Here is a 25,596-nt window from a genome sequence, read left to right on the forward strand (position 1 = left end):
TAGTATTCATTATATCCGATTGGAGCATAAATTAAAATAAAGGATGACTCATTGTACGAAATTTGTCACCCTTTTACTCTTCTAATAAATGGATTTGATCTAAAAATCGTTTACTCTTGATGAACATTCCGCCATAACGATCATAATAATCATCGAGTAATTTTCGTAACCATTGAATGGTTTCTTTTCTCAGCTGAATATTGCGTATTCGCTTGACACTCGTTTCACTCATCGCTAGTAGCAGTTTATGCATGGATGTCGGTAGAGGCACAGCATCCGATGCTCTATATTGACATTGTTTACAGAGAGCACCACCTTCCGTCACTGAAAAAGCAACGATTGGTTCTTCAATATGACCATTGACACATTCTTTTAAAATCGGAGCAAAGCCGCCGATCTGGTATAGTTTCATTTCAAGCATCATCGCAATGATTGCTGGTGGATTTTCATCTTCTGCCATTTTTTCTAAACTGGCTAAAAGTTCTTGAAATAATAACTCATACTTCTCTCGTTCATTCATCATTTTAGATACCAGTTCAGCTATGTATGTTGCGTAACCGGTTTTAATAATATCTTCTCGGATTTTTCTCATACTATCCAATACCTCTGCTTGTTGGATTGTACCCAACCCACTAGAAAGGCGCATGACAAAAATACCATAGATAAATGGCTGCGTTACCGCAGCCATTCGACTTTTTGACTTTTTAGCACCTCTAGCGACTCCACTGATGAGCCCATATTCGCGTGTAAACAAGGTGACTATTTTATTTGTTTCACCATAATCTTTCGTTCTAAGGACAATGCCTTCTACTTTTTCAAACATTTCAATCCCTAACTTTCAATGAATCCTTTATTTCGTTTCAATCTGTGTGCTAGGTGTTATTTGTTCCAATTCGTCATCTGGTTCTTCATTCACTTCTTCAACTTGTTTCATTAACAAATAAGCTTCAAGGTTCCCTGTCTTTTCAAATAATTTCCATGGCAATTCACTCATCTTTTTCCTCCACCTTTCAGTTAATTTGAACTGAAAAATTGATTCATTGTTATTTTCTCCGGTTTTGGTTAGTTCATAAGTTTAAATAATTACCATTTCAGCAATTGCTTAGTATTCGTCTTGACGATAACCATACTCTCGTAGTTGTGAAGAACGGTTACGCCAATCTTTTTGAACTTTTACCCAAAGTTCCATGAATACTTTTGAGCCAAGCAAAGTTTCAATATCTTTTCTTGCCTCTGTGCCGATTTGTTTTAACATATTCCCTTGTTTTCCAATAATAATCCCTTTTTGTGATTTTCTTTCTACAATCACGGTTGCTTGTACATCGATGATCTCTTTGTTCTCCTGTTTCTTAATGGATTCAATAATCACTGCAACTGAATGTGGTATTTCTTCTCTTGTGTGATGAAGTACCTTCTCTCTAATCAATTCACTTATGATAAATCGCTCTGGGTGGTCTGTAACATGATCTTCTGGATAATATTGTGGACCTTCTGGTAACTGATCAACCAATACTTCCAGTAATCTCTCAACGTTATTTCCATGTAGAGCAGAAATGGGTACAACTTCAGCAAATTGAAGCTTTTCTCGGTATTGGTCAATTAAAGGTAGTAGCTCATCTGGATGAACTTCATCAATTTTGTTGATAACAAGTAAAACAGGCTGCGAGATGTTTTTTAACTTCTCAATGATAAACTCATCGCCTTTTCCATAGCCTTCTTTTGCATTGACCATGAACATGATTGCATCTACTTCATTTAGTGTGTCTATCGATGACTTAACCATGAAGTCACCAAGTCGGTGTTTCGGTTTATGAATGCCGGGTGTATCAATGAATATCATTTGATACGAATCTGTTGTTAAGACACCTTGAATTTTGTTCCGTGTTGTTTGTGGCTTATCACTCATAATTGCAACCTTCTGACCGATCACATGATTCATGAATGTAGATTTTCCAACGTTAGGTCGACCGATGATTGCGATAAATCCTGAATGATAATTTTCTGTTGATTGCATATTTATTACACCTACTTGTATTCTGTTAATGGTATTTTACTACATCTGCATTAAAATTTCACAACATCGACAAAGATAGTTGAAAATAGACAAAGCCAATGTGGTTTTATTGAATTTTACCCAAAATGTGAGCAATTAAATCTTTTTAGTACATGATTTTAATTTAGCGTATACATCTTTACGATTTATTTAGATATCAATATAGTAACCCCCAGTTAAGAACTTCTAATCTGTTCGCTAACTGGGGGAATTGTATTACTAATTTAAAATATAAATTACTTTTGGCAGAAATATAATTACTCCTACTATAGCAGCAAAAATTGCGGCAACCAGGACAGCTGCTGCACTGATGTCTTTAATATTTTTAGCTGTTTCATGCTCTTCTTTAAACAACTCATCCGTAAGCAGCTCAATGACAGTGTTCACTAATTCAAGTGCCAAAACGAAGCCAATGGCTAACATGACAAACAGCCATTCCAAAACGGATATATGGAAGAGAATGCCTGATAAGATTACGACAATCATTATAATCAAATGAATACGCATGTTAAATTCTGTTTTTAACGCAGTCATTACACCTGTTAGGGCAAACCCCAATCCGATTGGATCTTTACTTCTCTTATTTTTCATGACGCGTTAACCCGAAGTCATCTAGCAGATGATCTTGCCGTTCCATCATTTCCTTTTCTTCTTCTGTCGTCATATGATCATAGCCCAATAAATGCAAGAAGCCATGTACTGCGAGAAAACCTAATTCCCGATCGAATGAATGTCCATATTCTTTTGCTTGCTCTTCGGCTTTTTCTATGGAAATGATAATATCACCGAGATGGCGAGGCAAATCATCTCCTCGGATCTCAATCTCTTCTTCACCGTGCTCTTCTAGCGCAAAAGAAATGACATCAGTCGGCTGGTCTTTGTCACGGTATTGCTTATTAATTTCTTGAATAGTTTCATTGTCGACAATCGTTACCGATAATTCAGCATCGTTGCCGATTTCTTCTTTTTCTCGTGCGTAATCAAGTAACTTTTCCAATAATTCGAGTTGACTCTGATTAAGCTGATTTGTTTCATCATTAATGTCAATAATCATGAATGTACCTCCTTAACTTGTTTTTCTTGGGTGGATTCGGATGGATAATCAATCCGTTCGTGAAAAACACCGCTTAACACATTACATATCGAGTTTTCAATAATTTTCAAGTCACTTAAGGCTAGTTGACTGTCATTTAACTGCTCGTCCATTAATCGTTGATTGATAATTGACCTGACTAGCTTTCTGATTTCTTGCTTTGTTGGACTTTTTTTCGAACGGACTGCCGCTTCAACTGAATCACAAATATTGATAATGGCAGCTTCCTTTGTTTGCGGTATTGGACCTTTATAGCGAAATGCAGTTTCTTCCACCTCAGATGTTTCCTTCTTTTTCTTATGATAAAAATAGCCAAGCAATGTTGTGCCATGGTGTTGTTCTGTAATCTCAATGATTTCTTCCGGCAATTTATATTGCCTCAATATTTTTGCCCCTTCATAAGGATGAGCCAAAATAATTTCTGCACTCTCTTCTGGTGAAAGATCATCATGTGGATTATCCATATTTTGTTGATTTTCTATAAAATAATGTGGCCGCAGAGCTTTTCCGACATCATGATAATATGCAGCGACTCTTGCCAATAAACCATTTGCACCTATCGCTTCACATGCAGACTCGCTCAAGTTAGCGACCATTACACTATGGTGATAGGTTCCTGGCGCTTCAATTAAAATTTTTTTCAATAATGGATGGTTAGGGTTAGATAAATTCAACAGCTTTGACTCAGTCAATAGGTTGAGAGCTGCTTCGAATAACGGTAGTAACCCTAATGCTAGGACGATTGATATTAACACAGAAAACGCGGCAAATAATAACGATAGAAATAAGTTCAGTGTAAAAATCTCTGTTTCAACCGGAATGACGAATGCAATGACCAACAACCAATGGGTAAACAATAATACCGCTGAGTTTTTAATCAATGAGATACGTTCAGTTAATGAACCTAGAAAATAAATGGCAACCATTTGAGAAAGTTGATAATAAAGAAAAGTAATCACAAAAGAATCTGTAAAATTGTCATGAAAAATGCTTGCTGTAATTAATGCCATCCAAACAGTTGAGATAATGGCAATTCGTTCGCCAACTAATCGTTTCATTAAAATCGCATAAGCAGCTACTGGTGCTATATAAAACAGCATTTCATGTTCAGGACCAAACACATTGCTCGCCAATATTAAAAAATACATACCTAAATTCAACACAACGAAAGAGACCGCCATATTTTTAGAACGATTGTTAAAGTTTCGAAGTTCTGTATACGTTAGAATGAATATAAAAATGGAAATGACACTCATAACAGCAGTTAACTGAACTGATTTATCACCTTGCAAGTATTGAATCAATAAAACAATAACAAAAACGGCAGGCAAACTGATGCTACAGATGACTGCCGAAAAATCCGATAATTGTTGCTTGTTTGATTGATTAAAATGAGTTACCTTCTCGTTTAGGCCCATTTAAATCCCCACTTTATTTCTATTTATTTAATCTTCATAAGCTTCGATGATTCGCTGTACGAGTGGGTGTCGAACGACATCGGAGCCTTTCAGATAATTAAATGAGATTCCTTTAATGTTTTTTAACTTTTGTTCAGTTACTTTTAATCCTGAAATAACACCTTTTGGAAGGTCAATTTGCGACACATCACCCGTAATCACCATTTTTGAGCCAAACCCTAACCGGGTTAAGAACATCTTCATCTGTTCAGGTGTCGTATTTTGAGCCTCGTCTAATATGACAAATGCATCATCTAGCGTACGACCCCGCATATAAGCAAGTGGGGCAATTTCAATAGTCCCTCGTTCCATCAATCTGTCCGTATGCTCTACGCCAAATATGTCATGCAAGGCGTCGTATAACGGTCGTAAATAAGGATCTACTTTCTCTTTTAAATCTCCTGGCAAGAAACCAAGACTTTCTCCAGCCTCAACAGCTGGACGCGTCAATACCATTCGTTTGACATCGCCTTTTCGTAAAGCTTTTGCTGCTAATACAACAGCCAGATATGTCTTTCCAGTTCCGGCAGGGCCTATTCCAAATACGAGATCATTTTCTTTCATTGACTGAACGTAATCTCGTTGGCCTAATGTCTTGACACGAATCGGCTTACCTTGTTGGTTTTTTGTAATTTCATCTTCAAATAATGTCTCAAATTGCTCGATTTTATCTTGTTTGGCCAATTCAATTCCGTATATAATATCACGCTCTGTAACGTTAATTCCTTTCTTGATGATCTTCATAACAGCCAATAAAAGGCTTTTGACCACTTTGACATCATTTGAGGAACCAGAGATCTGAATTTGACCACCTCTCGTCAAAATTGTAACTGGTAAATATTCTTCGATTTGTTTTATATTTCGATCATTGGTTCCGAATAAACTTAATGTATTTTGATGTTCTTCTATGTGTAGATCAATCGTTTCCTTGCTCTCTTGCATACATCAGTCTCCTTGATCAATGTTTTGTTGAGTGGAAATATCTTCGATTACTTTGACAAACATTTCTAATTTAACTTTATCACTGTCTCGATGTTCGTGCAAAACTTTTTGATACTGAAGTTTCACTTGTTGGCCAAGCTCTCTTTTTAATCGTTCTTCGATTAAGCTTGGCAATTGTTCTTCAATATCATATTCGAGTTCACTTGATTGTTCATCGTAATAGTATTGTTTTGTTAAACTGATTGGCAAAGGCCACTTAAAAAAATAAAAAGGCGTTTTTTCTTCATGAACTAACCGTAACTCATTTTCTTCTTTCCCAATTTGCCGGTCCCCTATTCGTAATTGATAAGTGGTGACCGGATCTGGTATTAGATTTAGCTGTTCTTGTTTCAGGTTAATTGTCAATTGAAGATGATACCATACCTCCGCCAACACCTCACCTTTAGAGGTAGTTGTGACGTCGCCTTCTTCATCCAGTAAACCTGATACTAGAACATCTCCTTTCTTGACGACATCATTTATTTTCACTAAAGGTCTTCCATCAGTTACATACATGGAATGAATCGTACCTGATTTTTCAGCAACCAAATGACTCGGTCTTTCTGTTTGTTCACGTATTTCTTTTTCACTCTCTTCGATCACTATGTAATAGCTCGTACCATGCCTTTGAATGCCGACATACGATATTTCTTCGATTTTATTCATGATTTCCCTTTCTATTGTTGAGATGTTCGCTGTTTGCTGAATCCATTTACCCTCCACAAGACCTAATTCCTTCGTTAAAGCTTGTACCTCAAAACGAGATTCTGCCGTTCCACCCTTAATGGTCACATTCCAAATTAAATTTGATAAACAAAAAATAATCGCAAATCCAATGACGATGCCAATCATTCCAGGAATCCATTTTTTTCGTTGTTCATAAATACGTGGAAAACCACTTTTTTCTTTAAACCGGATTTTACATTGATACTCTTTTCTAAAACGTTTTACAAAACTTACATCCTTATATGAAATTTGAAAAGAGGCCTCCTCGGCAGACGTTCTCCTCAAAGCAGAGATTTGTACGTTCTCTTCAAGCATTCGGTTAATCAGTGATTCGATTTGTTTACCTTCAACATCTACTATTACTGTTCCCTTAATTTTACGACTGTATTTATTAATTGTTCAACTCTCCTTTCATGTAGCTTTTTGGGTCACTGATAAGATCGTTCCTTCAATAACGATTTCATTTTTCATCAAACTTTTAATGACTAAGTTTTTACCAACAATCATTATTTGACCACCGTTTTGTTCAACAATAATTTGATGGTCTTGAAACTGTCTCAATCCTTTATGGTTTTCTATATATAAATGGACGTGACCGATTAACGTCAATCGTGGATAATCATAGATGACATCATTGGGAAGGTGAGCTTTTTGTGTTAACCATCGATTTATTCGTCTTAGTTTTTTCATCCCAATTTCCCCCTATCATCTCCAATGTATGAATGAAAAGAACGAACTATCACTTACACATAAAAAAACCCATCTATTCCTTATTGAATAGATGGGTCGAAACAATTATGCTTGTCGTTTTCGACGAGTCGATTTAGGTTGATCAAGTACTTCACTCATAATCAAGCTTTCAACCAGTCTTTTTTTATTTAAGTTTTCTTTTACTGAAATACGCGTCGTGGAACGATGATCGCTTGGGACAATAGATCCTGCTTTAATTTTATCACTTGTCACCATACGCTCAGCTGTATCTTCGAGCGATTCCTCTCTTCTTTTCTGCGAATCCTCTAACGCTTGATACCATTCATTTGACGAATCCGATTGGACGTCAGAAATAGTCGTTTCCACTTCCTGCTTAAATGTTTCAAAACGTTCTCTAATCGTTGGTTTTTCAGTTGTTTCTTGTTTAGAATTTGGATTTCCTCGTGTTGGCCGTTCATCGCGGTCTTCTTTTTCGTTTTCATTTTTAAAGAATCCAAATACCCCAGCCAACAGAGCCATAATGATAAAAATATTACTGAATATGGCATCTAAAATTCCTTCCAAAAGGATTCACACTCCTTTGGCGAGCAGATTATTATTTCGAGTCATTATCATGATTTTGATCATCTTTACTGATCTTACTAATCATATCTCGCATATCTGTATCGGCCATTACGTTTTTATAGTTAACGTAATCCATGACACCCATGTTTCCACTGCGAAGCGCTTCAGAAAGTGCTTGTGGAACAAGTGCTTCTGCTTCAACCACTTGTGCTTGCATTTCTTGAACTTTGGCAATGTTCTCTTGTTCTTGAGCAACTGCCATCGCACGTCTTTCTTCTGCTTTCGCTTGCGCGATGTTTTTATCCGCTTCCGCTTGATCTGTTTGTAACATCGCACCAATGTTTTTACCGATATCAACATCTGCAATATCAATGGATAAGATTTCAAATGCTGTTCCAGCATCTAACCCTTTACCTAAAACATTTTTAGAAATTCTGTCTGGATTTTCTAATACTTTACCATGACTTTCTGAAGAACCGATTGTACTAACGACACCTTCACCGACACGTGCGATAACCGTATCTTCACCGGCACCACCGACAAGGCGGTCGATGTTAGCACGTACTGTAATTCGAGCTTTTGCTTTTACTTCAATACCATCCATTGCAACACCTGCGATAAACGGTGTTTCAATAACTTTCGGGTTAACACTCATTTGTACAGCTTCTAAAACGTCACGACCAGCCAAGTCGATGGCTGCACAACGCTCAAAACTTAATTCAATGTTAGCACGTTGAGCCGCAATCAAAGCATTGACGACACGGTCAACGTTACCCCCGGCTAAATAGTGACTCTCTAGCTGGTTAGTATTTACATCAAGTCCTGCTTTGTGAGATTTAATCAATGGATTAATGACCATCTTAGGAACAACTCGACGTAAGCGCATACCGATTAATGTAAAGATACTGATTCTAACACCTGCAGCTAATGCACTAATCCAGAGTGTTACTGGAACAAACGTGAACAAAATCGCCACAGCGATAATGATTAGTGCTACGAGCAATAAAGGCCATAATTCTTGAAATTCCATATTAAAATTCCTCCTATAAAATTAATCTTCTTTTTTTACTTCTCTAACAACTAAACGCGAACCTTCAACTTTGACAATTTTAATGATTGAACCTTGTGCAATAAAAGAACCTTCTGAAACGACATCTAGTCGTTCTTCATCAAACACAGCTGTCCCTGATGGACGTAAATAAGTTAGGGCTGTTCCTTCCTTCCCTATTAACTCCATACGGTTTACATTTGAAATGTAACCCTTTTCCGTGGACGTTTGGTCTTTTAACACAATATGACGAAAGATTCCTTTATCGGTATCAATCTTTTTAAATAGAATGATTGCCAAAATCATTGCAACCAATAAAGCAATTCCGATACTGAAAGCCATGTGACCCATGTCGGCTCCTGAAGTCAGCATGGCACCGAGGATCGCTCCCCCGCCGACAATTCCAAGAATACCACTCGGTAAAAATATCTCCAATACAATTAAAACAATACCTGCAAGCATGAGCACTAACGATTCATAACCAGCCAATCCGGCTACGAGGTGCCCATAAAAGAAAAGAAATAGAGCAGCAATGCCCATTCCGCCAGCAACACCAAAACCCGGTGAATACAGCTCGACAATCAAGCCGATACTTGCAATTGATAATAAGATTGGAACGACAACTGGATTCGTAATGAATCTTGCTAAGTTCTCAGAAAATGTTGGATTGGTCTCTGTGACAGTTGGTTTAGAGATATCCATTAGTTCAAATAACTCTTGGCGGTCAGATGCAATGCCTTCTGCATATTCCACTTCAAGAGCCTCCTGTGCACGCAATGTCAGAAATTCTCCTTCAGCTGCTCGAAATTCAGGTAAATCGATACTTGGATCTGCCATGGCTTGTGCATACAATGGGTCTCTTCCATTTTTCTCAGCGGCTGAAGTCATCGCTGCAATCCACGCTGATTGTGCTTTCTTTTCGGCTGCATTTCCATCTCCTGTAATGACGCCAGAGGCTCCCATTGTTGCGCCAGGTTTAAAATAGATTTCATCTGCTTGCAAAGCTATGTATGAACCTGCTGACAAGGCTTCATTAACAATGTAAGCTGCTGTTGGTATGTCTGTACTTGATATTAGTGTTGCAATATCTCCTGCTGAATCTACTCTTCCACCGGGTGAGTTAATCTCAAAAATAATTTGATCGGCAAACGCTTCCTCGGCTTCTTTGATGCTACGATCGAGAAAAGCAACCAATCCCCGTTCAACTTCATTTTCAACAGGAATTACATACACGGATGTAGAGGCTTCTTGCTCATCATTTGCAAAAATTGATGCTTGGTTGATCCATAGGAATGACAAAATGAATATGAAAACCGCCAAAGTTTTTTTGCGCATTCATTTCACTCCCTTCTTCCATACTTTTCAGACGGTTAATTACTATTCTACTATATATACGTCTAAGAACAATCAGAAGTTTCATGTTTTAAAAATTTGTTATGTTTCTTAATCATCAATAGTTTCACCTGGCATGAAAACTAGACAGATCCTTATGAACTACCAAAACTCTATTGTACTTTCAAAGCATAATGAAAAACCCAATTTGATGGAAATCCCACCAAATTGGGTTTTATCTTTTTATTGTAAGTGTTTCATTACGAATTGATTGACTTTTGAACCATCAGCTTTGCCTTTAACTTTCGGCATCACTGCACTCATTACTTTCCCCATATCTTTTTTGGAAGTAGCTTGTTGTTCATCAATCGTTTCTTGGATGATTTTTTCTAATTCTTCATCAGATAACTGCTCTGGCATATAAGCTTGAATTATGGCCAACTCGCTTTCAATCTGTTCGGCCAAATCTTCACGGTTAGCTTTTCGGAATTCATGGAGGGAATCATTTCTTTGTTTAACTTCACGACTTAAAACTTGTAACTCTTCTTCTTCAGTCAAGTCAGCCTGTTTTTTGATCGCTTCATTTTGCAAAGATGATTTAACCATTCGAATAACAGTTAGTTTTTCTTTTTCTCTGTTTTTCATCGCTGTTTTCATATCAGCGTTTAATTGTTCAAGCAATGACATGAACGCTTACACCCTCTTTTATTTTTTACGCTTCCGTGCAGCCTCTGATTTTTTCTTACGTCTTACACTAGGCTTTTCATAATATTCACGCTTACGATACTCAGACAATGTACCGTTTTTTGAAACGGATCGTCTAAAGCGTCGAAGAGCATCCTCAATAGTCTCATTCTTTCTAACGCGAGTTGTATTATTAGACATGCTCAACCCTCCCTCCAGCTAAACCAAAAAAGTGAAACAATGCACACAGCTCGTGTACATCTTTGGTTATTATATTAAAAATTCTTCTCCAGGTCAATGAACTCTTTCTAAAACAGTCATGTATTCATCGAACAAGCATAAAATGTAACGGGGAGGAACGCTATGTATCTCATGATTTTGATGATTGCTACGTATATTGGAATATTTTTATTTGGCATTTTGCTCATGCGTGTTGGTTTCGAGAATATTAGTATGAGGAAGATAAAATCCGTTCGACCAAATCCTTCGATTTACGCTGGCTTGCTAATGGGCTTTTTGCTCACACTACTACTACAAAGTAGCTCTGTTTCAATTGCTTTATTAATTTCTTTTTACGCAGCATACCGACTGAGTATTCCATTTGCTATTTGTTTCATTATCGGAGCAAACATTGGGACAACCTTAACTGCTCAACTATTTATTTGGAATAATGAACATTTAATGATTGCTTGTTTATTGATTGGTTTTGTATGTTTAGTTAGTCGGAGACGGAACATGTTTTTTATCGGTACTATTTTATTTGGTATGGGTGTTGTATTCAGTGCATTAGGGGGACTTGAGCAATTATCAAACCAAATTCCTAAAAATTCGTATATGGCTATCCAAAACGGACAAATCGACCACCCGTTTATTTTACTTTTATTCGGAGCAGCAGTCACATCCATCATTCAATCATCTACCGCTTTTACGGGTATTCTCATGAGTTTTTCAAGTGGAGGCTCCATTCCACTACTAGACATCTATTATTTGTTGCTCGGCGCCAACATAGGAACTTGCGTAACCGTCATACTCGTTGGTCTTAGCCACAAGCTGAAGCTTAGAATTATAGCGTATATTCACATTTGGATTAACGTAATTGGAAGTGTTGTATTTGTCTATCCGGGAATTGGACAAGTATTTGTAAACATCGTTTCAGCTATTTCGGATCACCCAAGCCAACAAATTATATTATTAGCGTTCTTGTATAATTTATCTGTTGGGTTATTGATTTTCATTTTACACAAACCTTTCGCTCGTCTATTGAAAGAGCTTTATTTACGCGAAGAAAATTGGTCAAGCTCTGTTATACAAAAAGAATATAAAAAAACAGAGCGCCAGCTAGATTAAGATTGATTTGCTTAATCAGTACGTAGATATTCATAGCGAACTTAATGTGGACCCGGCAACTGACTGTTGAAAAAGCACGGCTGACTGCTGATAAAGGATTGCTCACAACTCAACTAAGCAAGAATTATTTCACAAAACAACAAAACAAACAAAAGCCCGAACGATTTTAGATTCAAACCGTTTGGGCTTTTTGAGTTTCTTTATGCAATTCACTTAGTAACTAGATTGACCTTCTTGGCCATTTATTATATCTACACCTGCAGATGCGCCTATTCGAGTCGCTCCTGCATCTAACATTGCATTGGCATCCTCTAGGTTACGAACACCACCAGATGCTTTGACACCCATTTCAGGGCCGACTGTCAGACGCATGAGACGGACATCATCAACAGTTGCTCCTCCACCTGCAAATCCAGTGGACGTTTTAACGAAATCAGCTCCAGCTCGTTTAGCTAGCTCACATGCTTTCACTTTTTCGTCTTGATCTAATAAGACTGTTTCAATAATCACTTTAACAATTGCTCGGCCTTTTACGGCTTCAACAATTTCTTTGATTTCTGTTTCAACTTCTTCAAAGCGTTGATCTTTCAGAGAACCGATATTAATGACCATATCCACTTCGGTTGCGCCATTTTCAACAGCTTGTTTTGCTTCAAATACTTTTGTTTCTAACGTTGTCGCACCTAATGGGAAACCGACAACTGTACAAACTTTGACATCTGAATCTTTCAATAGCTCATAACAATGTGCAACCCATGTAGGGTTTACACAGACGGAAGCAAACTTATATTCTTTTGCCTCTTCACATAGTTGGTTGATTTGTTCCGCCTGAACTTCAGGTTTTAATAATGTGTGGTCAATCATTCCAGCGATATTTCGGTCCATTTACATCTACTCCTTTTATGAACTGACTACTTGGTTATACACTTCATCGTCTTCCATGACACGAACGAATTGTCCTTTATTATAAGGATAACCTGCTTCTGTAATTTTTACTTTTACTACTTTTCCAATCATATCTGGTGAACACTCAAGCACAACTTTTAAATAGTTGTCTGAATATCCCTCATATAAACCGCTGTCTGGATCTTTTTTATATGGAACTTCTGGAATGACTTCCAGCACTTCGTCTTCAAAAAGAGAAGCATATTCTTTCGCTTGTTGGTCGGATAGTTCGATGAGTCGATGCACACGGTCATTTTTTGTTTCGTCATCGATTTGATCTTTCATTCGTGCTGCTGGTGTACCGGTTCTTTGGGAATATGGAAAGACGTGTAACTCCGAAAAGCCAATTTCTTGAATCGAACGATATGTTTCCATAAATTCCTCTTCTGTTTCACCTGGGAAACCAACAATTACGTCAGAAGTAATAGCTAGACCAGGCAAAGCTTTTTTTACCTTTTGTACTCGGGTTAAGTAGAAATCCATTGTATATTTTCTTCGCATACGTTTTAAGACTGTATCAGACCCTGATTGTAGTGGAATATGCAAATGACGTACAATTTTCTTCGATTGATCAAGTACTTCGATCACTTCATCAGAAATTTGACTCGCTTCGATGGAGGAAATTCGAATCCGCTTTAAACCGACGACTTTACTTTCTAAATCACGAAGCAAAGCAGCTAAGTTATAGTCTTCTAAATCTTCTCCATAACCGCCAGTATGAATACCTGTAAGTACAATCTCTTGATAGCCAGCATCAACAAGCTGTTGTGCTTGTTTGATGACATCCTCTGGTGGACGAGAGCGCATTAAGCCTCTTGCCCAAGGAATGATACAAAACGTACAGAAATTATTACATCCTTCTTGAATTTTCAAAGAAGCACGTGTACGGTCGGTAAATTCAGGTACGTCCATCGCTTCAAAGACGCGATTTTTCATAATATTTTTAACGGCATTAATCGGCTGTCTTTCCTCTTTATAAACTTCGATATACTCGAGCATTTTTTTACGATCCTGTGTACCGACAACGATATCTACTCCAGGGATTTCCATAATTTCATCTGGAGAGGTTTGCGCATAACAACCTGTTACACAAATGACGGCTTCTGGGTTTTTACGTACCGCTCTACGAATAACTTGTCGGCTTTTTTTATCGCCTGTATTCGTTACTGTGCATGTATTGATGACGTAAACATCTGAATGCTGATCGAAATCTACGCGTTCATAATCATGCTCTTTAAAAAATTGCCAAATGGCTTCTGTTTCATAATGATTGACCTTACAACCTAAGGTGTGAAAAGCAACGGTCGTCACACGATCAACTCCATTCTTCAAAATAAAAAGACAAAGCAGCAAGTACATATAATGGTGCTGTCTCCGTCCGTAAAATACGTTTACCAAGTCGAATCGAATACACATGATCATGATTCAAAAAAGCTAATTCTTTTTCAGAAAATCCACCTTCTGGACCAATAATCACTAGTATTTGATCATTTTTATTTATTTTACCAAGAACTTCTCGAAAAGTCGAAGAATGATCTGCTTGCTTTGCTTCTGTTTCATTCGCGATCAAACAGTAATCATATTGCTGAAGATCCAGCTCGCGTAAAGATATCAATGGTAGTATGTTCGGGATGATGGTTCGATGCGATTGCTCACTAGCTTCTTTCACAATCTTTTCTAAACGAGCTCGCTTCTTCGCTTCTTTTTTTCCATCCCATTTAACAATCGAACGATCCATTTGAACAGGTAGTAGCGCGTGCATGCCGAGCTCTGTGCCTTTTTGTGCAATTAACTCAAGCTTATCGCCTTTAGGCATGCCTTGCGCTACAGTGACCGTTATTGGCAATTCTTTCTGTTCATCTAATTCTTCCAGTAGCGTAATTGTAATTTCCTCTACATGAATATGCTCGATTGCACCTATGTGGGTACTTTCATCTGGTTGGCAAATAATTACTTTGTCCCCGGGTTGGAAACGCATAACATTCGCCATATGATGTCGATCATCACCTTGTATGGTAACAATATTTCCTTTTACATCCTCTGAGGATACAAAATATCTCTGCATATTATTCCCGACCCTTTTTCATTGCACTCGGTTTCTGGGCCACAATCGAAACCCAATCTTCCAATTCATTCGTTTCAATAATTTGAAAACCTTTTTCCGTTAAGTCATCAATAACTTCTTGTTTCTTTTTTTGAATGATTCCAGATGTAATAAACAATCCATCTGGCTTTAACAAATGAAAAGCATCTTCGGTCAATTGTATGATAATCTCCGCCAAAATATTGGATACGATGACATCTGGTTCGTGTTGCACGTTTTTCAATAAATCGTTCTTTTGTACGGTAATTAACTCATCTGTCTGATTTAATGTCGAGTTGTTTTGTGTACTAGCAACTGCTACCTCGTCTAGATCGAACGCATAAACGTGCGAAGCGTCTAACTTTGCCGCAGCTATACTTAGAATGCCTGAACCCGATCCGACATCTAGCACTAAATCTTTTGGATTCAAAAATCTTTCCAATGCTTGTAAGCTTAAAACCGTTGTTGGATGGGTTCCTGTACCAAATGCCATTCCAGGATCCAACTCAATAATCAATTCGTCCGGGGAAGGTTGATAGTCTTCCCATGTCGGTTTGATTGTGATGCGTTCAGACACTTTAACAGGTTTGTAGTATTTCTTCCATGCTGTTGACCAATCTTCCTCATGAACTTCCGAGATGGTCACTTCATTCCGCCCAATTGGTATATTAAAGTTTGGCAATTCACTGATCGACTGCTTGATGATAGACACTTTTTCAGCCAGTGAATCATCTGTTGGTAAATAAGATTTTACATATACTCCATCTTCGGGGTAATTAGAAGCATCTAGCTCATAGATCGTACCGTATAAGGTAACATGATCTTTATATAAGTCTTGCGGATCGACTATCACGACACCACTTGCTCCAGCTTCTTGAAATATCTGAGAAACAGCTTCAATTGCTTCATTTGTTGTGTGTATCTTAATCTCTGACCATGTCATCAGTGAATCGACCAACTTTCTTTACCTTCTTTATGAATCACCTTTAAAAGCTCTCTTCATTCGTTGAAACAAATTGTCATGATGTTCATCTAATGTTTCGTCGCTTTCCATTTCATGTAGTTCTCTAAGCAGTTCTTTTTGTCGATCGTTTAATTGTTTTGGAACCATTACTTTCACTAGAATGTGTTGATCGCCTTGACCATAACCGTGAACGTTCGGTACACCTTTTCCTTTTAGACGGAAATGTGTGCCTGTTTGTGTTCCACTTGGTATTTTGAACTTAACTTTGCCATGAACTGTTGGAACTTCTACCTCATCACCGAGTGCAGCTTGCGCATAAGTGATTGGCATTTCACAAAGGATATCATCGCCATCACGTTCAAAGAACTCATGACTTCTCACACGAATGACGACAAACAAGTCTCCCGGTGGTCCTCCGTTTTCGCCAGGATTTCCTTCCCCGCTAACTCGAATTTGCTGACCATCGTCAATTCCTGCTGGAATATTAATCTCGATTTTCTTTCTTTTGCGTACAGAACCTTTCCCACCACAAGTTGAACATTTTTGTTCTACTTGTTTACCTGTTCCGCTACAATAATGACAAGCACGACGGTTGACGACCCTGCCAAAAGGTGTATCCTGTGTCTCGTTCAGCTGACCTGTTCCTTGACAGTGTGAACATGTGTTTACGTTCGTTCCAGGCTTAGCACCGGAACCTTCACACGTATCACATGTTTCCTCTTTCGGTATATGAATTGCTGTTTCTTTTCCAAAGACAGCTTCTTCAAAATCTAGTTCCATCGTATATTGAAGGTCTTGACCTTTTTGAGGGGCGTTTGGATCTCTTGTTCGACCGCCTCCTCCAAAGAACATATCAAAAATGTCCTCGAAGCCACCAAAGCCTCCTGCTCCGCCACCAGCACCAAAGCCACCTTGGCCTCCTTGCGTACCTGCATGGCCAAACTGGTCATATTGTGCTCTCTTTTGTTCATTGCCAAGAACTTCATATGCTTCTTTTGCTTCTTTAAATTTATCAGCCGCATCCTCTTCTTTATTCACATCAGGATGGTACTTTCGCGCTAATTTTCGATAAGCCTTTTTAATTTCGTCCTTAGAGGCATCTTTAGAGACCCCCAAGATTTCATAATAATCTCTTTTACTCATGAGACCACTCTCCTGCATCGTATAACATAAAATTTATCATAACATTAGATGATTTCCTTCTGCAACGTAAAGTCGGTTTCGATGACCGATTTTAGCTTGGCTTGTTATTTAAAACTTGGTTCATGCTAGTTTATCTGAAATACAGATGACAAACGTGTTGCTAGATATAGAGAAAATCACCTTAAAAAAAGCCAAAGCCACTAAGTTGACTTTGACTTTTTTTAAACCTTTTACACATGAAGCTTATTTTTTCTCTTCATCGTCTTGAACTTCTTCATATTCAGCGTCTACAACGTTGTCATCTTGAGACTGTTCGCCGCCTTCTTGTTGAGCTTGTTGTGCTGCCTGCTCATACAATTTAACGCTGAGGTTCTGTACCTCTTGCTCTAGTGCTTCTTTTTTCTCTTTGATTGTATCTAGGTCTTCGCCTTCAAGAGCAGACTTCAATTCTTCTTTAAGCTCTTCAGCTTTCTTCTTCTCATCTTCTGAAACTTGTTCGCCAAGATCTTTGATTGTTTTATCCGTTGTGAATACAAGCTGGTCAGCTTCATTGCGCAGCTCTACTTCTTCACGACGTTTTTTATCTTCTTCAGCATTTTCTTCTGCTTCTTTTACCATACGTTCAACTTCATCATCGGATAGACCTGAAGAAGATTTGATTGTAATGGATTGTTCTTTGTTTGTGCCTAAATCTTTTGCACTTACGTTTACAATTCCGTTGGCATCGATATCAAAAGATACTTCAATTTGCGGAATACCACGTGGTGCCGGTGGAATATCCGTTAACTGGAAACGGCCAAGTGTTTTGTTGTATTGTGCCATTTCACGTTCACCTTGAAGGACGTGAATATCAACTGCTGTTTGATTATCAGCCGCAGTAGAGAATACTTGTTTTTCACTTGTTGGAATCGTTGTGTTACGTTCAATCAGCTTAGTGAATACTCCACCCATTGTTTCAATTCCAAGTGAAAGTGGTGTAACGTCCAAGAGTACAACGTCTTTAACGTCTCCTTGAAGCACGCCACCTTGGATTGCTGCGCCTAGTGCAACAACTTCGTCTGGGTTAACGCCTTTTGATGGCTCTTTTCCAATTTCTTTCTTAATCGCTTCTTGTACTGCTGGAATACGAGTGGAACCACCGACCAATAGTACTTTATCAATGTCTGAAGCTTTCATATCCGCATCATTTAATGCTTGGCGAGTTGGTTTCATTGTACGCTCAACCAACCCAGCAGATAGCTCTTCAAACTTCGCACGGCTTAGTGTCATTTCTAGGTGAAGTGGTCCTGCTTCTCCTGCTGTAATAAATGGTAGAGAAATTTGTGTTTGTGCTACACCAGAAAGGTCTTTTTTCGCTTTCTCAGCAGCATCTTTCAAACGCTGAACAGCCATTTTATCTTGAGACAGGTCGATGCCATTCTCTTTTTTGAATTCTTGTACCATATAATCGATAATTACTTGGTCAAAGTCATCTCCACCTAGACGGTTGTCACCTGCAGTAGAAACAACTTCAAATGTTCCGTCACCGATATCTAGAATAGAAACGTCAAATGTACCTCCACCAAGGTCATAAACCAAAACAGTTTGATCGTCATCTTGGTTAATTCCGTATGCTAATGCAGCAGCAGTCGGCTCGTTAATGATACGCTCTACTTCCAAACCAGCAATCTTACCAGCATCTTTTGTTGCTTGTCTTTCAGCATCATTGAAATATGCAGGTACTGTTACAACTGCTTTTTCAACCGTTTCTCCTAAATACTCTTCTGCATATGATTTTAAGTGTTGTAGTAAAATTGCAGATACTTCTTGCGGTGTATATTCTTTACCTTCTGCTTCTTCTTTGTGGTCTGTTCCCATATAACGTTTAATGGACTGAATGGTGTTAGGGTTCGTGATCGCTTGACGTTTTGCGACTTCACCTACTTGACGCTCACCATTTTTAAAGGAAACTACAGATGGTGTTGTACGGTTTCCTTCTGGGTTTGCAATGATTGTAGCATCTCCGCCTTCCATAACGGCTACGGCAGAGTTTGTCGTTCCTAAGTCAATTCCGATAATTTTACTCATAAAAAATTCCTCCTTGCATACTGTTTGTTTTGGTTTATTTTTATTGGTTTACTTTAACCATCGCCGGTCGGATCACACGATCTTTTAACTGATAACCTTTTTGAAGCACTTCAATTACTTGGTTTGAATCACATCCATCTTCTTCAACTTGCATCACAGCTTGATGGATAGTAGGGTCAAATTCTTTTCCCTCTGCTTCAATTTCAGTAACACCGACTTTTTCCAAAGCTTGATGGAGTTGTTGATAAACCATTTCAACTCCATCAACAAATGAAGCAACATTCTCGTTGTCAGCACCTGTTTGAAGTGCTCGTTCAAAGTTATCCAATACAGGAATGATTTCTGTAGCAAGCTCTTGTGATTTATATTTAAAATCCATCTCTTTCTCTTTTTTCATTCTTCTCTTGTAGTTATCAAAGTCCGCTTGCAAACGAAGGAGACGGTCATTTAAATCAGCATTCTCATCCTTTAATTGGTTGAGTTCAGATTGTTTTTCTTCCGAACCAACTTCTTGTGACTCTTCGGTTTCGTTTTCTACTTGATTCGTATCATCATTTTTTTCATTTTCTTCTTCAATCACTTCGTCAAAATGATCTTCTGGGTCTGTTACGATGTTATCTTTTTCAATGTTATTTTCATCGACCAATCCAGTCACCTCCTCATATAACGCTTCCTAGATTTCCAATTGTTAAATATATCATCTATCAACTAAAAATCAACCAGTAAGGATTCATTTATACTCATTAATTTTCGTCATACCACGACTTCAAAGAATGACTCATTTGCTTACTCCATAACTGAAGCATGGCAACAGCTTTTGCATAATCCATTCGAGTTGGCCCAAGTAAAGCAATCGTACCCACTTGGTCTTCCCCAATTGTATAGGTAGACGTAATTAATGATAGATCATTCAATGCCTCAATTTTATTTTCACGCCCGATAAAAATATGGGTTCCCTCTTCTTTCGATTTTAAGAGAGGCGCAATTCGTTCTTCACTTTCCATCATACTAAACAATATTTTAATCTTTTCAATATCATTGAATTCCGGTTGATTCAGCATATTCCCTTTTCCGCTTACATATAAATTAGTCGGCAAGTCGATCAATAAGGCTTCTTCTAACATTTGATAGGCTTGTGAATAATCGGACGTATATTGTTTGATTAACCCTCTAATTTCTTTTTTAATCATCCGATCTAAATAGACTAACGGTACACCGACAAGCTTTTCATTTAAAATGTTGACCGTTTTTTCAAGGTCAGATTGGTCTAATCCTTTAGGAATAACAAAGGAACGGTGTTCAACATGACCCGTATCCGTCACAAGAATCGCAATCGCTGAATGTTGATTTAGCGGAACGATTTGTACTTGCTTTAACTTTGTTTCGAAAATTTCAGGGCCAAGAACCAACGTCATGTACTGCGTTAATTCGGATAGAATATTAGCGGAGCTTTCCATCACTCGTTCCAATTCAATCATCTTATGACTAAAGTACTTATTGATCCGTTTGATCTCATCTTTTGTTAATTTCAACGGATCCATCAGATGATCTACATAGAAACGGTAGCCTTTTTCTGAAGGCATCCGTCCTGAAGAAGAATGGGTTTTTTGTAAGAAACCCAACTCCTCTAAATCAGCCATTTCATTGCGGATGGTAGCAGGGCTAAATCCCACTTGATCCTTTTTGGCAATGTTTCGTGAACCAATGGGTTGTGCAGTATCAACAAACTCATCCACGATGACTTTCAATATTAACAATTGGCGATCTGTAAGCATTTAACTCACCTCTGTTAGCACTCTTTTCATTCGAGTGCTAATGCTATTATTAAATTATCAAAATCCATTTTAACTGTCAATAAGAGTGTTTTGATTTTCATCCAATAAAAACGAGGAGAATACTTCATTGCCAAACATTAATCCTTGTCGGGTCATACGAATGGTATCTTTATCGAAAGAAATCCACTCTTTCTGATTTAATCGTTCAATCTCCTTACGATAAACATCGAACAAAGAAATGCCATATTTCTGTTGGAACAACGCATCAGATACGCCGCTTCTTCTTCGCAAGCCTAGAAACATTTCTTCTTCAATCTTTTCTCTTTTCATAATTTCATCGATATGCAAAATCGGCTTTTTATCATCATTAATTGCTTTAATATAATGATTTACTGGCCGGTAATTGACATATCGTTCATCGTTTAAATAGCCATGTGCTCCGGACCCAAATGCATAGTAGGTCGCATTACTCCAATAAGTCAAATTATGTTGGCTTTCAAAACCCTTCTTCGCATAATTGCTAATCTCATAATGATTTAACCCGTTGTTTTCCATCATTTCCATTAATGAAATCAACATGTCCGCTTCTGTTTCTTCTGGCGGTTTATTCAGTTTTCCTTGTTGGTGCCGCATATGAAATACAGTTCGTGGTTCAATTTGTAATGCGTAAGAGGAATAATGTGGCAAGTCATAGGATATTGCTTGATTTAATGTTTCTTTAAAATGATCCAACGTTTGATCTGGAAGTGCATAAATAAAGTCCATGCTAATATTCGTTAAATCATGATGCTGTAATAAATGAACAGCTTTATTAACATCTTCAACAGTATGAAGCCTGTTCATTTGTTTCAGATAATCATTGTCCAATACTTGCACCCCAAGTGATACGCGGTTGACACCGAATTCTTTCATCACTTTTACATGTTCTTCTGTAAACTCGCCCGGATTCGCCTCAATTGTAAACTCCTCAACTTCATCAACGTTAAAATAGGTTGATATGGACTTCATTAGTGTTGTCAATTGTTGCGGATTTAAACTCGTCGGTGTACCTCCGCCAATATAAATTGTGCGCACCGTTTTTTGTTCTTTCCCTAGATATAATTCCATTTCCTTATCTAAAGCTTTCAAGTAGTCGTCTGCCAATGATTGATTATAATACATTTTTGCAAAATCACAGTAATGGCAAATCTCATGGCAAAAAGGAATATGAATATATGCTGCGTTTGTCATCGGTAACCTTCTTTCTTCGAGACAGTGTGTTAAAAACAAAGAAAAGGGCGACCGAATTGGCCTGCCCTAGTCGTCGTCACCCATCTCAAGTACGGACATAAATGCCTCTTGTGGGATTTCGACTTTTCCAACCATTTTCATTCGTTTCTTACCTTCTTTTTGCTTCTCCAATAATTTTCTCTTTCTCGATATATCTCCACCGTAACATTTCGATAAAACGTTTTTACGCATGGCTTTAATTGTTGTCCGAGCAATAATTTTATTTCCGATTGCTGCTTGAACCGGCACCTCAAATTGTTGCCTTGGAATGATCTTTTTCAGCTTTTCAGCAATATGTTTCCCTCGATGGAAAGCAAAATCCCTATGAACAATGAAGGATAGAGCATCGACGGATTCACCGTTTAGTAAAATATCCATTTTAACCAAATTAGAAACTTGGTACCCTTTAAAGTCATAATCGAACGAAGCGTATCCCTTCGTTTGTGACTTTAATTGGTCAAAGAAATCATAGACGATTTCTGATAAAGGAATTTCATATGTAATATTTACACGGTTTTCATCTAAATATTGCATATCCTTGAATTGTCCACGTTTTTTCTGACAAATTTCCATTACTGCACCGACAAAATCATTTGGCACCATAATGGTCGCTTCAACATAAGGTTCTTTAATTTCAGATACTTCCTGAGGATCTGGTAGCATAGATGGGTTATCAACATGGATGATCTCGCCATCATTTAATTGAACTTCATAAATAACACTTGGTGCTGTCGTAATCAAATCAATGTTAAATTCTCTTTCAATTCTTTCTTGAATAATTTCCATGTGTAACAATCCAAGAAATCCGCAACGGAATCCGAAACCGAGCGCTTGCGAAGTTTCCGCTTCATATTGTAAAGACGAGTCATTCAGCTCTAGGCGTTCTAGCGCCTCGCGTAAGTCATTGTATTTATCCGCATCTACTGGATACAAACCACAGAAAACCATTGGATTCATTTTTTTGTAACCAGGTAATGGTTCGGACGCTGGGTTGTTCGCTAATGTAATCGTATCCCCAACCCGTGAATCTCCTACGTTTTTAATTGATGCCGTTAAGAAACCAACATCCCCGACAGTAAGCTCTTCTTTTTCAACAGGACTTGGTGTAAACACTCCTAGCCCATTTACTTCGAATGTTTTACCAGTCTGCATCATTTGAATTTTATCGCCTTTTTTCAGGCTACCTTCTTTTACACAAATGTAAGCAATGACACCGCGGTAAGAGTCATATAAAGAATCAAAAATCAAAGCTTTTGTCGGCTCTTCTTCATCTCCAGCTGGGGCAGGTATATCTGTAACAATTCGTTCTAAAATTTCATCTATACCCTTTCCTGCTTTTGCAGAAGCCAAGATGGCATCATCCGCAGGTATACCGATGACATCTTCTATTTCTTGTTTCACTCGTTCTGGGTCTGCACTTGGTAAATCAACTTTATTAATAACTGGAATGATTTCCAAATCGTTATCCAAAGCTAAATAAACGTTTGCAAGTGTTTGAGCTTCGATTCCTTGTGCTGCATCAACGACAAGAATGGCTCCTTCACAAGCTGCCAGACTACGTGATACTTCATATGTAAAGTCGACGTGTCCAGGCGTATCGATCAAATGAAATAAATAATCCTCACCATCTTGATCCGTATATCCTAATTGCACGGCATTCAATTTGATAGTAATTCCACGTTCTCTCTCCAAATCCATGGCATCAAGAAACTGTTCTTTCATTTCTCGCTGGGTCAACGCATTCGTTCTTTCCAATATGCGATCGGCCAGAGTAGATTTACCGTGATCGATATGGGCAATGATTGAAAAATTTCGTACGTTTCTTTTCTTTCTCTCTGTCAAACTGCATCACTCCTGTAATTCGCGAAAATACGCTAGCTTGATTATAGCAATACAAACGTCAACATTCAATTTATTTTCGTTACCAGAATAACAAAGAAAATCGATGAAGGAATTCAAACAGGAATGAGAACAAGCTTTTTAGTCCTGTTTCCAAAAAGCTAGCAATCATGAATAGCTCGCTTCCTTTAGGATTCTCATTTAATTGTTTCGTATGTTTTACTTCGAACGATTCAATATCCTGATCTTTCTCATCCAGTTCCGATTCATTCGCTATAACTTCTGTTGTAGTCGGATCGGCGTGCTTTCCGAAAGACACACCGACCTGAAAGATAAAGAACAATACAATGAGAATCCCTAAAAGTCTTAGCATGATTACACCTCTTCCGTCGTTTTGCTGAAATAATAGTCTGCAAAAATTTCACTGAAGTATTTAATGGTTAAATAAAGCTCTTCGAACGTATTTTCATAACCGCCAACCTCAAGAGCAATCGAATGTTCAGCTAAATCTTGGTTATAAACTCCGTTAACTCCTGACCCACTCTTCACTTCCACTCCTCGGCTCAATGTTGGATACTTTTCTTCAATCCGTTCGTGAAGGTCTGCAGCAAATGCTAGGTTTTTCTCATAATTCTCATGTTCGCCACCAATGACAAACATGATCTTTGCGGCGGGTTGTCCGTTAATTTCTGTTGTCGTAATCTCTCTTGGCTGTGAATCACGATGGATGTCGATCATAAAACTCAAATCTTCGTTATCAGCTTGAGCTTGTTTCACTACTCTTCTGGAATAATCATATGATTGGTGATAAACCATTCCTTCTTTTTTCAGTTCATTCCAAATATCCGTTTCGTCCACAAATGATTCAATTTGCTGACTCTTTAAGTGCTCACTCATTTTCTTGGAAAGCTTCATGACGTTATCAGTCTGATGGAATGCTTCATCGGGCACTCGCCCTTCTGATAGTTCAGGTAAAAAAGATTCTCTATTATGGGAGGTATAAATGAAAACGGACTCACCGGTATACGTTTGATCTGGTTTACTATCCTCAACAATTTCGTCATCTTCAAATAATTCATCTGGTGGAGCTGACTCAATCGACGTTGTAAAGTGGTTCGTTCCACTTCCGCGAATTGCAATCGTACTATTGTTAATAGAAAAGTTTGGTAGCTCATGCCCAAATAACAACCGAATGTCTTGATACGGTAAGCTCGTTACCATTGGCAATAAAACAGATGATAGGGATAATTGCTCATCGGCTGAAACGATGCCATCCATAATCGGTTGGTCGATCGTCAATAAATGACTGAGTGAAACAGCATCAATATCAGCTAACCATTCGTCCATGAATGAATCTTGCCCGTTTGGAATCGGCCTTATCGTAAATGCTGGAATTAATAACCATAAGACAATAAACAAGACGATAAATAAGACAAATGGATTTTTCATTTTCTTTTTTATGGTTTTGGAGTTGAAGGAAATTGGATTCATGTTTTATTTCAACCTCTCTAGTAA

The 25,596-nt window shown here is 38.0% G+C and carries 27 protein-coding genes; 1 reads left to right on the top strand and 26 read right to left on the bottom strand.

Annotation, left to right across the window (positions count from 1 at the left end; translation table 11 throughout):
- Nucleotides 1-73: 73 nt before the first annotated feature.
- From recO to rpsU, 14 genes are all read right to left on the bottom strand, one after another.
- Entirely contained in the window at nt 74-823 is a 750-nt protein-coding gene (gene recO / locus FPQ13_RS01335; RefSeq protein WP_144087496.1) for a DNA repair protein RecO, read from the bottom strand.
- A gap of 27 nt (nt 824-850) precedes the next feature.
- The gene (locus tag FPQ13_RS01340) at nt 851-994 is read right to left on the bottom strand and encodes a YqzL family protein (RefSeq protein ID WP_144087497.1); all 144 of its coding nucleotides are present in this window, start codon (nt 992-994) and stop codon (nt 851-853) included.
- A 108-nt stretch (nt 995-1,102) separates the two neighbouring features.
- Nucleotides 1,103-2,014: a GTPase Era gene (gene era / locus FPQ13_RS01345; RefSeq protein WP_144087498.1), complete on the bottom strand. Its 912-nt coding sequence runs from the start codon at nt 2,012-2,014 to the stop codon at nt 1,103-1,105.
- 258 nt (nt 2,015-2,272) lie between these two features.
- A complete protein-coding gene (locus tag FPQ13_RS01350; RefSeq protein ID WP_144087499.1) occupies nt 2,273-2,644 on the bottom strand; it encodes a diacylglycerol kinase family protein in 372 nt (123 codons plus the stop codon).
- On the bottom strand, nt 2,634-3,107 hold the full coding sequence (ybeY, locus tag FPQ13_RS01355; RefSeq protein WP_144087500.1) for an rRNA maturation RNase YbeY: 474 nt from the start codon (nt 3,105-3,107) through the stop codon (nt 2,634-2,636). The genes FPQ13_RS01350 and ybeY overlap by 11 nt, the downstream gene beginning before the upstream one ends.
- Nucleotides 3,104-4,564 carry an HD family phosphohydrolase gene (locus FPQ13_RS01360; RefSeq protein ID WP_144087501.1) on the bottom strand — a complete coding sequence of 487 codons (1,461 nt, stop codon included), beginning with the start codon at nt 4,562-4,564 and terminating at the stop codon, nt 3,104-3,106. The genes ybeY and FPQ13_RS01360 overlap by 4 nt, the downstream gene beginning before the upstream one ends.
- Before the next feature lie 27 nt (nt 4,565-4,591).
- Nucleotides 4,592-5,545 (bottom strand): PhoH family protein, encoded by a 954-nt coding sequence (locus FPQ13_RS01365; protein ID WP_144087502.1) that lies wholly within the window; start codon nt 5,543-5,545, stop codon nt 4,592-4,594.
- Nucleotides 5,546-5,548: 3 nt separating this feature from the next.
- A complete protein-coding gene (gene yqfD / locus FPQ13_RS01370; RefSeq protein ID WP_144087503.1) occupies nt 5,549-6,706 on the bottom strand; it encodes a sporulation protein YqfD in 1,158 nt (385 codons plus the stop codon).
- Between the two features lie 15 nt (nt 6,707-6,721).
- The gene (yqfC, locus tag FPQ13_RS01375) at nt 6,722-7,000 is read right to left on the bottom strand and encodes a sporulation protein YqfC (protein ID WP_144087504.1); all 279 of its coding nucleotides are present in this window, start codon (nt 6,998-7,000) and stop codon (nt 6,722-6,724) included.
- Between the two features lie 105 nt (nt 7,001-7,105).
- Complete coding sequence (locus FPQ13_RS01380; RefSeq protein ID WP_144087505.1) at nt 7,106-7,585, bottom strand: hypothetical protein; 480 nt, start codon at nt 7,583-7,585, stop codon at nt 7,106-7,108.
- Between the two features lie 31 nt (nt 7,586-7,616).
- Nucleotides 7,617-8,615 carry a flotillin-like protein FloA gene (floA, locus tag FPQ13_RS01385; RefSeq protein ID WP_144087506.1) on the bottom strand — a complete coding sequence of 333 codons (999 nt, stop codon included), beginning with the start codon at nt 8,613-8,615 and terminating at the stop codon, nt 7,617-7,619.
- Between the two features lie 21 nt (nt 8,616-8,636).
- Entirely contained in the window at nt 8,637-9,968 is a 1,332-nt protein-coding gene (locus tag FPQ13_RS01390; protein WP_144087507.1) for an NfeD family protein, read from the bottom strand.
- 240 nt (nt 9,969-10,208) lie between these two features.
- On the bottom strand, nt 10,209-10,652 hold the full coding sequence (locus FPQ13_RS01395) for a GatB/YqeY domain-containing protein (protein ID WP_144087508.1): 444 nt from the start codon (nt 10,650-10,652) through the stop codon (nt 10,209-10,211).
- Between the two features lie 18 nt (nt 10,653-10,670).
- Complete coding sequence (gene rpsU / locus FPQ13_RS01400; RefSeq protein WP_144087509.1) at nt 10,671-10,850, bottom strand: 30S ribosomal protein S21; 180 nt, start codon at nt 10,848-10,850, stop codon at nt 10,671-10,673.
- A gap of 162 nt (nt 10,851-11,012) precedes the next feature.
- Between rpsU and FPQ13_RS01405 the strand changes: the two genes are divergently transcribed.
- Nucleotides 11,013-11,996 (top strand): Na/Pi symporter, encoded by a 984-nt coding sequence (locus FPQ13_RS01405; protein ID WP_144087510.1) that lies wholly within the window; start codon nt 11,013-11,015, stop codon nt 11,994-11,996.
- A 213-nt stretch (nt 11,997-12,209) separates the two neighbouring features.
- Here the strand turns inward: FPQ13_RS01405 and deoC are convergent, their stop codons facing one another.
- The 12 genes from deoC to spoIIP all read right to left on the bottom strand — a co-directional run bounded on the left by deoC (nt 12,210) and on the right by spoIIP (nt 25,572).
- On the bottom strand, nt 12,210-12,881 hold the full coding sequence (gene deoC / locus FPQ13_RS01410) for a deoxyribose-phosphate aldolase (protein WP_144087511.1): 672 nt from the start codon (nt 12,879-12,881) through the stop codon (nt 12,210-12,212).
- A gap of 15 nt (nt 12,882-12,896) precedes the next feature.
- Entirely contained in the window at nt 12,897-14,252 is a 1,356-nt protein-coding gene (mtaB, locus tag FPQ13_RS01415; protein ID WP_144087512.1) for a tRNA (N(6)-L-threonylcarbamoyladenosine(37)-C(2))-methylthiotransferase MtaB, read from the bottom strand.
- Nucleotides 14,253-14,256: 4 nt separating this feature from the next.
- Entirely contained in the window at nt 14,257-15,006 is a 750-nt protein-coding gene (locus FPQ13_RS01420; protein ID WP_144087513.1) for a 16S rRNA (uracil(1498)-N(3))-methyltransferase, read from the bottom strand.
- 1 nt (nt 15,007) lies between these two features.
- Nucleotides 15,008-15,967: a 50S ribosomal protein L11 methyltransferase gene (gene prmA / locus FPQ13_RS01425; protein WP_144087624.1), complete on the bottom strand. Its 960-nt coding sequence runs from the start codon at nt 15,965-15,967 to the stop codon at nt 15,008-15,010.
- 30 nt (nt 15,968-15,997) lie between these two features.
- The gene (gene dnaJ / locus FPQ13_RS01430) at nt 15,998-17,131 is read right to left on the bottom strand and encodes a molecular chaperone DnaJ (RefSeq protein WP_144087514.1); all 1,134 of its coding nucleotides are present in this window, start codon (nt 17,129-17,131) and stop codon (nt 15,998-16,000) included.
- A 243-nt stretch (nt 17,132-17,374) separates the two neighbouring features.
- Complete coding sequence (gene dnaK, locus FPQ13_RS01435; protein WP_144087515.1) at nt 17,375-19,198, bottom strand: molecular chaperone DnaK; 1,824 nt, start codon at nt 19,196-19,198, stop codon at nt 17,375-17,377.
- Between the two features lie 40 nt (nt 19,199-19,238).
- A complete protein-coding gene (gene grpE, locus FPQ13_RS01440) occupies nt 19,239-19,853 on the bottom strand; it encodes a nucleotide exchange factor GrpE (protein ID WP_377863227.1) in 615 nt (204 codons plus the stop codon).
- Between the two features lie 88 nt (nt 19,854-19,941).
- The gene (hrcA, locus tag FPQ13_RS01445) at nt 19,942-20,973 is read right to left on the bottom strand and encodes a heat-inducible transcriptional repressor HrcA (protein WP_144087516.1); all 1,032 of its coding nucleotides are present in this window, start codon (nt 20,971-20,973) and stop codon (nt 19,942-19,944) included.
- 69 nt (nt 20,974-21,042) lie between these two features.
- Entirely contained in the window at nt 21,043-22,203 is a 1,161-nt protein-coding gene (gene hemW, locus FPQ13_RS01450; protein ID WP_144087517.1) for a radical SAM family heme chaperone HemW, read from the bottom strand.
- A gap of 66 nt (nt 22,204-22,269) precedes the next feature.
- A complete protein-coding gene (gene lepA / locus FPQ13_RS01455; protein ID WP_144087518.1) occupies nt 22,270-24,084 on the bottom strand; it encodes a translation elongation factor 4 in 1,815 nt (604 codons plus the stop codon).
- Between the two features lie 79 nt (nt 24,085-24,163).
- A complete protein-coding gene (locus FPQ13_RS01460) occupies nt 24,164-24,454 on the bottom strand; it encodes a hypothetical protein (protein ID WP_144087519.1) in 291 nt (96 codons plus the stop codon).
- A gap of 2 nt (nt 24,455-24,456) precedes the next feature.
- Nucleotides 24,457-25,572: a stage II sporulation protein P gene (gene spoIIP, locus FPQ13_RS01465; protein WP_144087520.1), complete on the bottom strand. Its 1,116-nt coding sequence runs from the start codon at nt 25,570-25,572 to the stop codon at nt 24,457-24,459.
- Nucleotides 25,573-25,596: the final 24 nt, after the last annotated feature.

Origin of the sequence: Allobacillus salarius, assembly GCF_007559425.1 — a bacterium.
Lineage (GTDB): Bacteria > Bacillota > Bacilli > Bacillales > Alkalibacillaceae > Allobacillus > Allobacillus salarius.

Excerpts from the sequence above, each read along its gene's own strand:
- FPQ13_RS01405 (WP_144087510.1), top strand. The coding sequence starts at position 11,013 with ATGTATCTCATGATTTTGATGATTGCTACGTATATTGGAATATTTTTA.
- deoC (WP_144087511.1), bottom strand. The coding sequence starts at position 12,881 with ATGGACCGAAATATCGCTGGAATGATTGACCACACATTATTAAAACCT.
- dnaK (WP_144087515.1), bottom strand. The coding sequence starts at position 19,198 with ATGAGTAAAATTATCGGAATTGACTTAGGAACGACAAACTCTGCCGTA.
- rpsU (WP_144087509.1), bottom strand. The coding sequence starts at position 10,850 with ATGTCTAATAATACAACTCGCGTTAGAAAGAATGAGACTATTGAGGAT.
- dnaJ (WP_144087514.1), bottom strand. The coding sequence starts at position 17,131 with ATGAGTAAAAGAGATTATTATGAAATCTTGGGGGTCTCTAAAGATGCC.
- FPQ13_RS01365 (WP_144087502.1), bottom strand. The coding sequence starts at position 5,545 with ATGCAAGAGAGCAAGGAAACGATTGATCTACACATAGAAGAACATCAA.
- FPQ13_RS01420 (WP_144087513.1), bottom strand. The coding sequence starts at position 15,006 with ATGCAGAGATATTTTGTATCCTCAGAGGATGTAAAAGGAAATATTGTT.
- yqfC (WP_144087504.1), bottom strand. The coding sequence starts at position 7,000 with ATGAAAAAACTAAGACGAATAAATCGATGGTTAACACAAAAAGCTCAC.
- FPQ13_RS01390 (WP_144087507.1), bottom strand. The coding sequence starts at position 9,968 with ATGCGCAAAAAAACTTTGGCGGTTTTCATATTCATTTTGTCATTCCTA.
- recO (WP_144087496.1), bottom strand. The coding sequence starts at position 823 with ATGTTTGAAAAAGTAGAAGGCATTGTCCTTAGAACGAAAGATTATGGT.
- FPQ13_RS01340 (WP_144087497.1), bottom strand. The coding sequence starts at position 994 with ATGAGTGAATTGCCATGGAAATTATTTGAAAAGACAGGGAACCTTGAA.
- floA (WP_144087506.1), bottom strand. The coding sequence starts at position 8,615 with ATGGAATTTCAAGAATTATGGCCTTTATTGCTCGTAGCACTAATCATT.
- era (WP_144087498.1), bottom strand. The coding sequence starts at position 2,014 with ATGCAATCAACAGAAAATTATCATTCAGGATTTATCGCAATCATCGGT.
- hemW (WP_144087517.1), bottom strand. The coding sequence starts at position 22,203 with ATGACAAACGCAGCATATATTCATATTCCTTTTTGCCATGAGATTTGC.
- FPQ13_RS01360 (WP_144087501.1), bottom strand. The coding sequence starts at position 4,564 with ATGGGCCTAAACGAGAAGGTAACTCATTTTAATCAATCAAACAAGCAA.
- prmA (WP_144087624.1), bottom strand. The coding sequence starts at position 15,967 with ATGACATGGTCAGAGATTAAGATACACACAACAAATGAAGCAATTGAA.
- ybeY (WP_144087500.1), bottom strand. The coding sequence starts at position 3,107 with ATGATTATTGACATTAATGATGAAACAAATCAGCTTAATCAGAGTCAA.
- spoIIP (WP_144087520.1), bottom strand. The coding sequence starts at position 25,572 with ATGAATCCAATTTCCTTCAACTCCAAAACCATAAAAAAGAAAATGAAA.
- FPQ13_RS01460 (WP_144087519.1), bottom strand. The coding sequence starts at position 24,454 with ATGCTAAGACTTTTAGGGATTCTCATTGTATTGTTCTTTATCTTTCAG.
- FPQ13_RS01350 (WP_144087499.1), bottom strand. The coding sequence starts at position 2,644 with ATGAAAAATAAGAGAAGTAAAGATCCAATCGGATTGGGGTTTGCCCTA.
- FPQ13_RS01395 (WP_144087508.1), bottom strand. The coding sequence starts at position 10,652 with ATGTCATTGCTTGAACAATTAAACGCTGATATGAAAACAGCGATGAAA.
- hrcA (WP_144087516.1), bottom strand. The coding sequence starts at position 20,973 with ATGCTTACAGATCGCCAATTGTTAATATTGAAAGTCATCGTGGATGAG.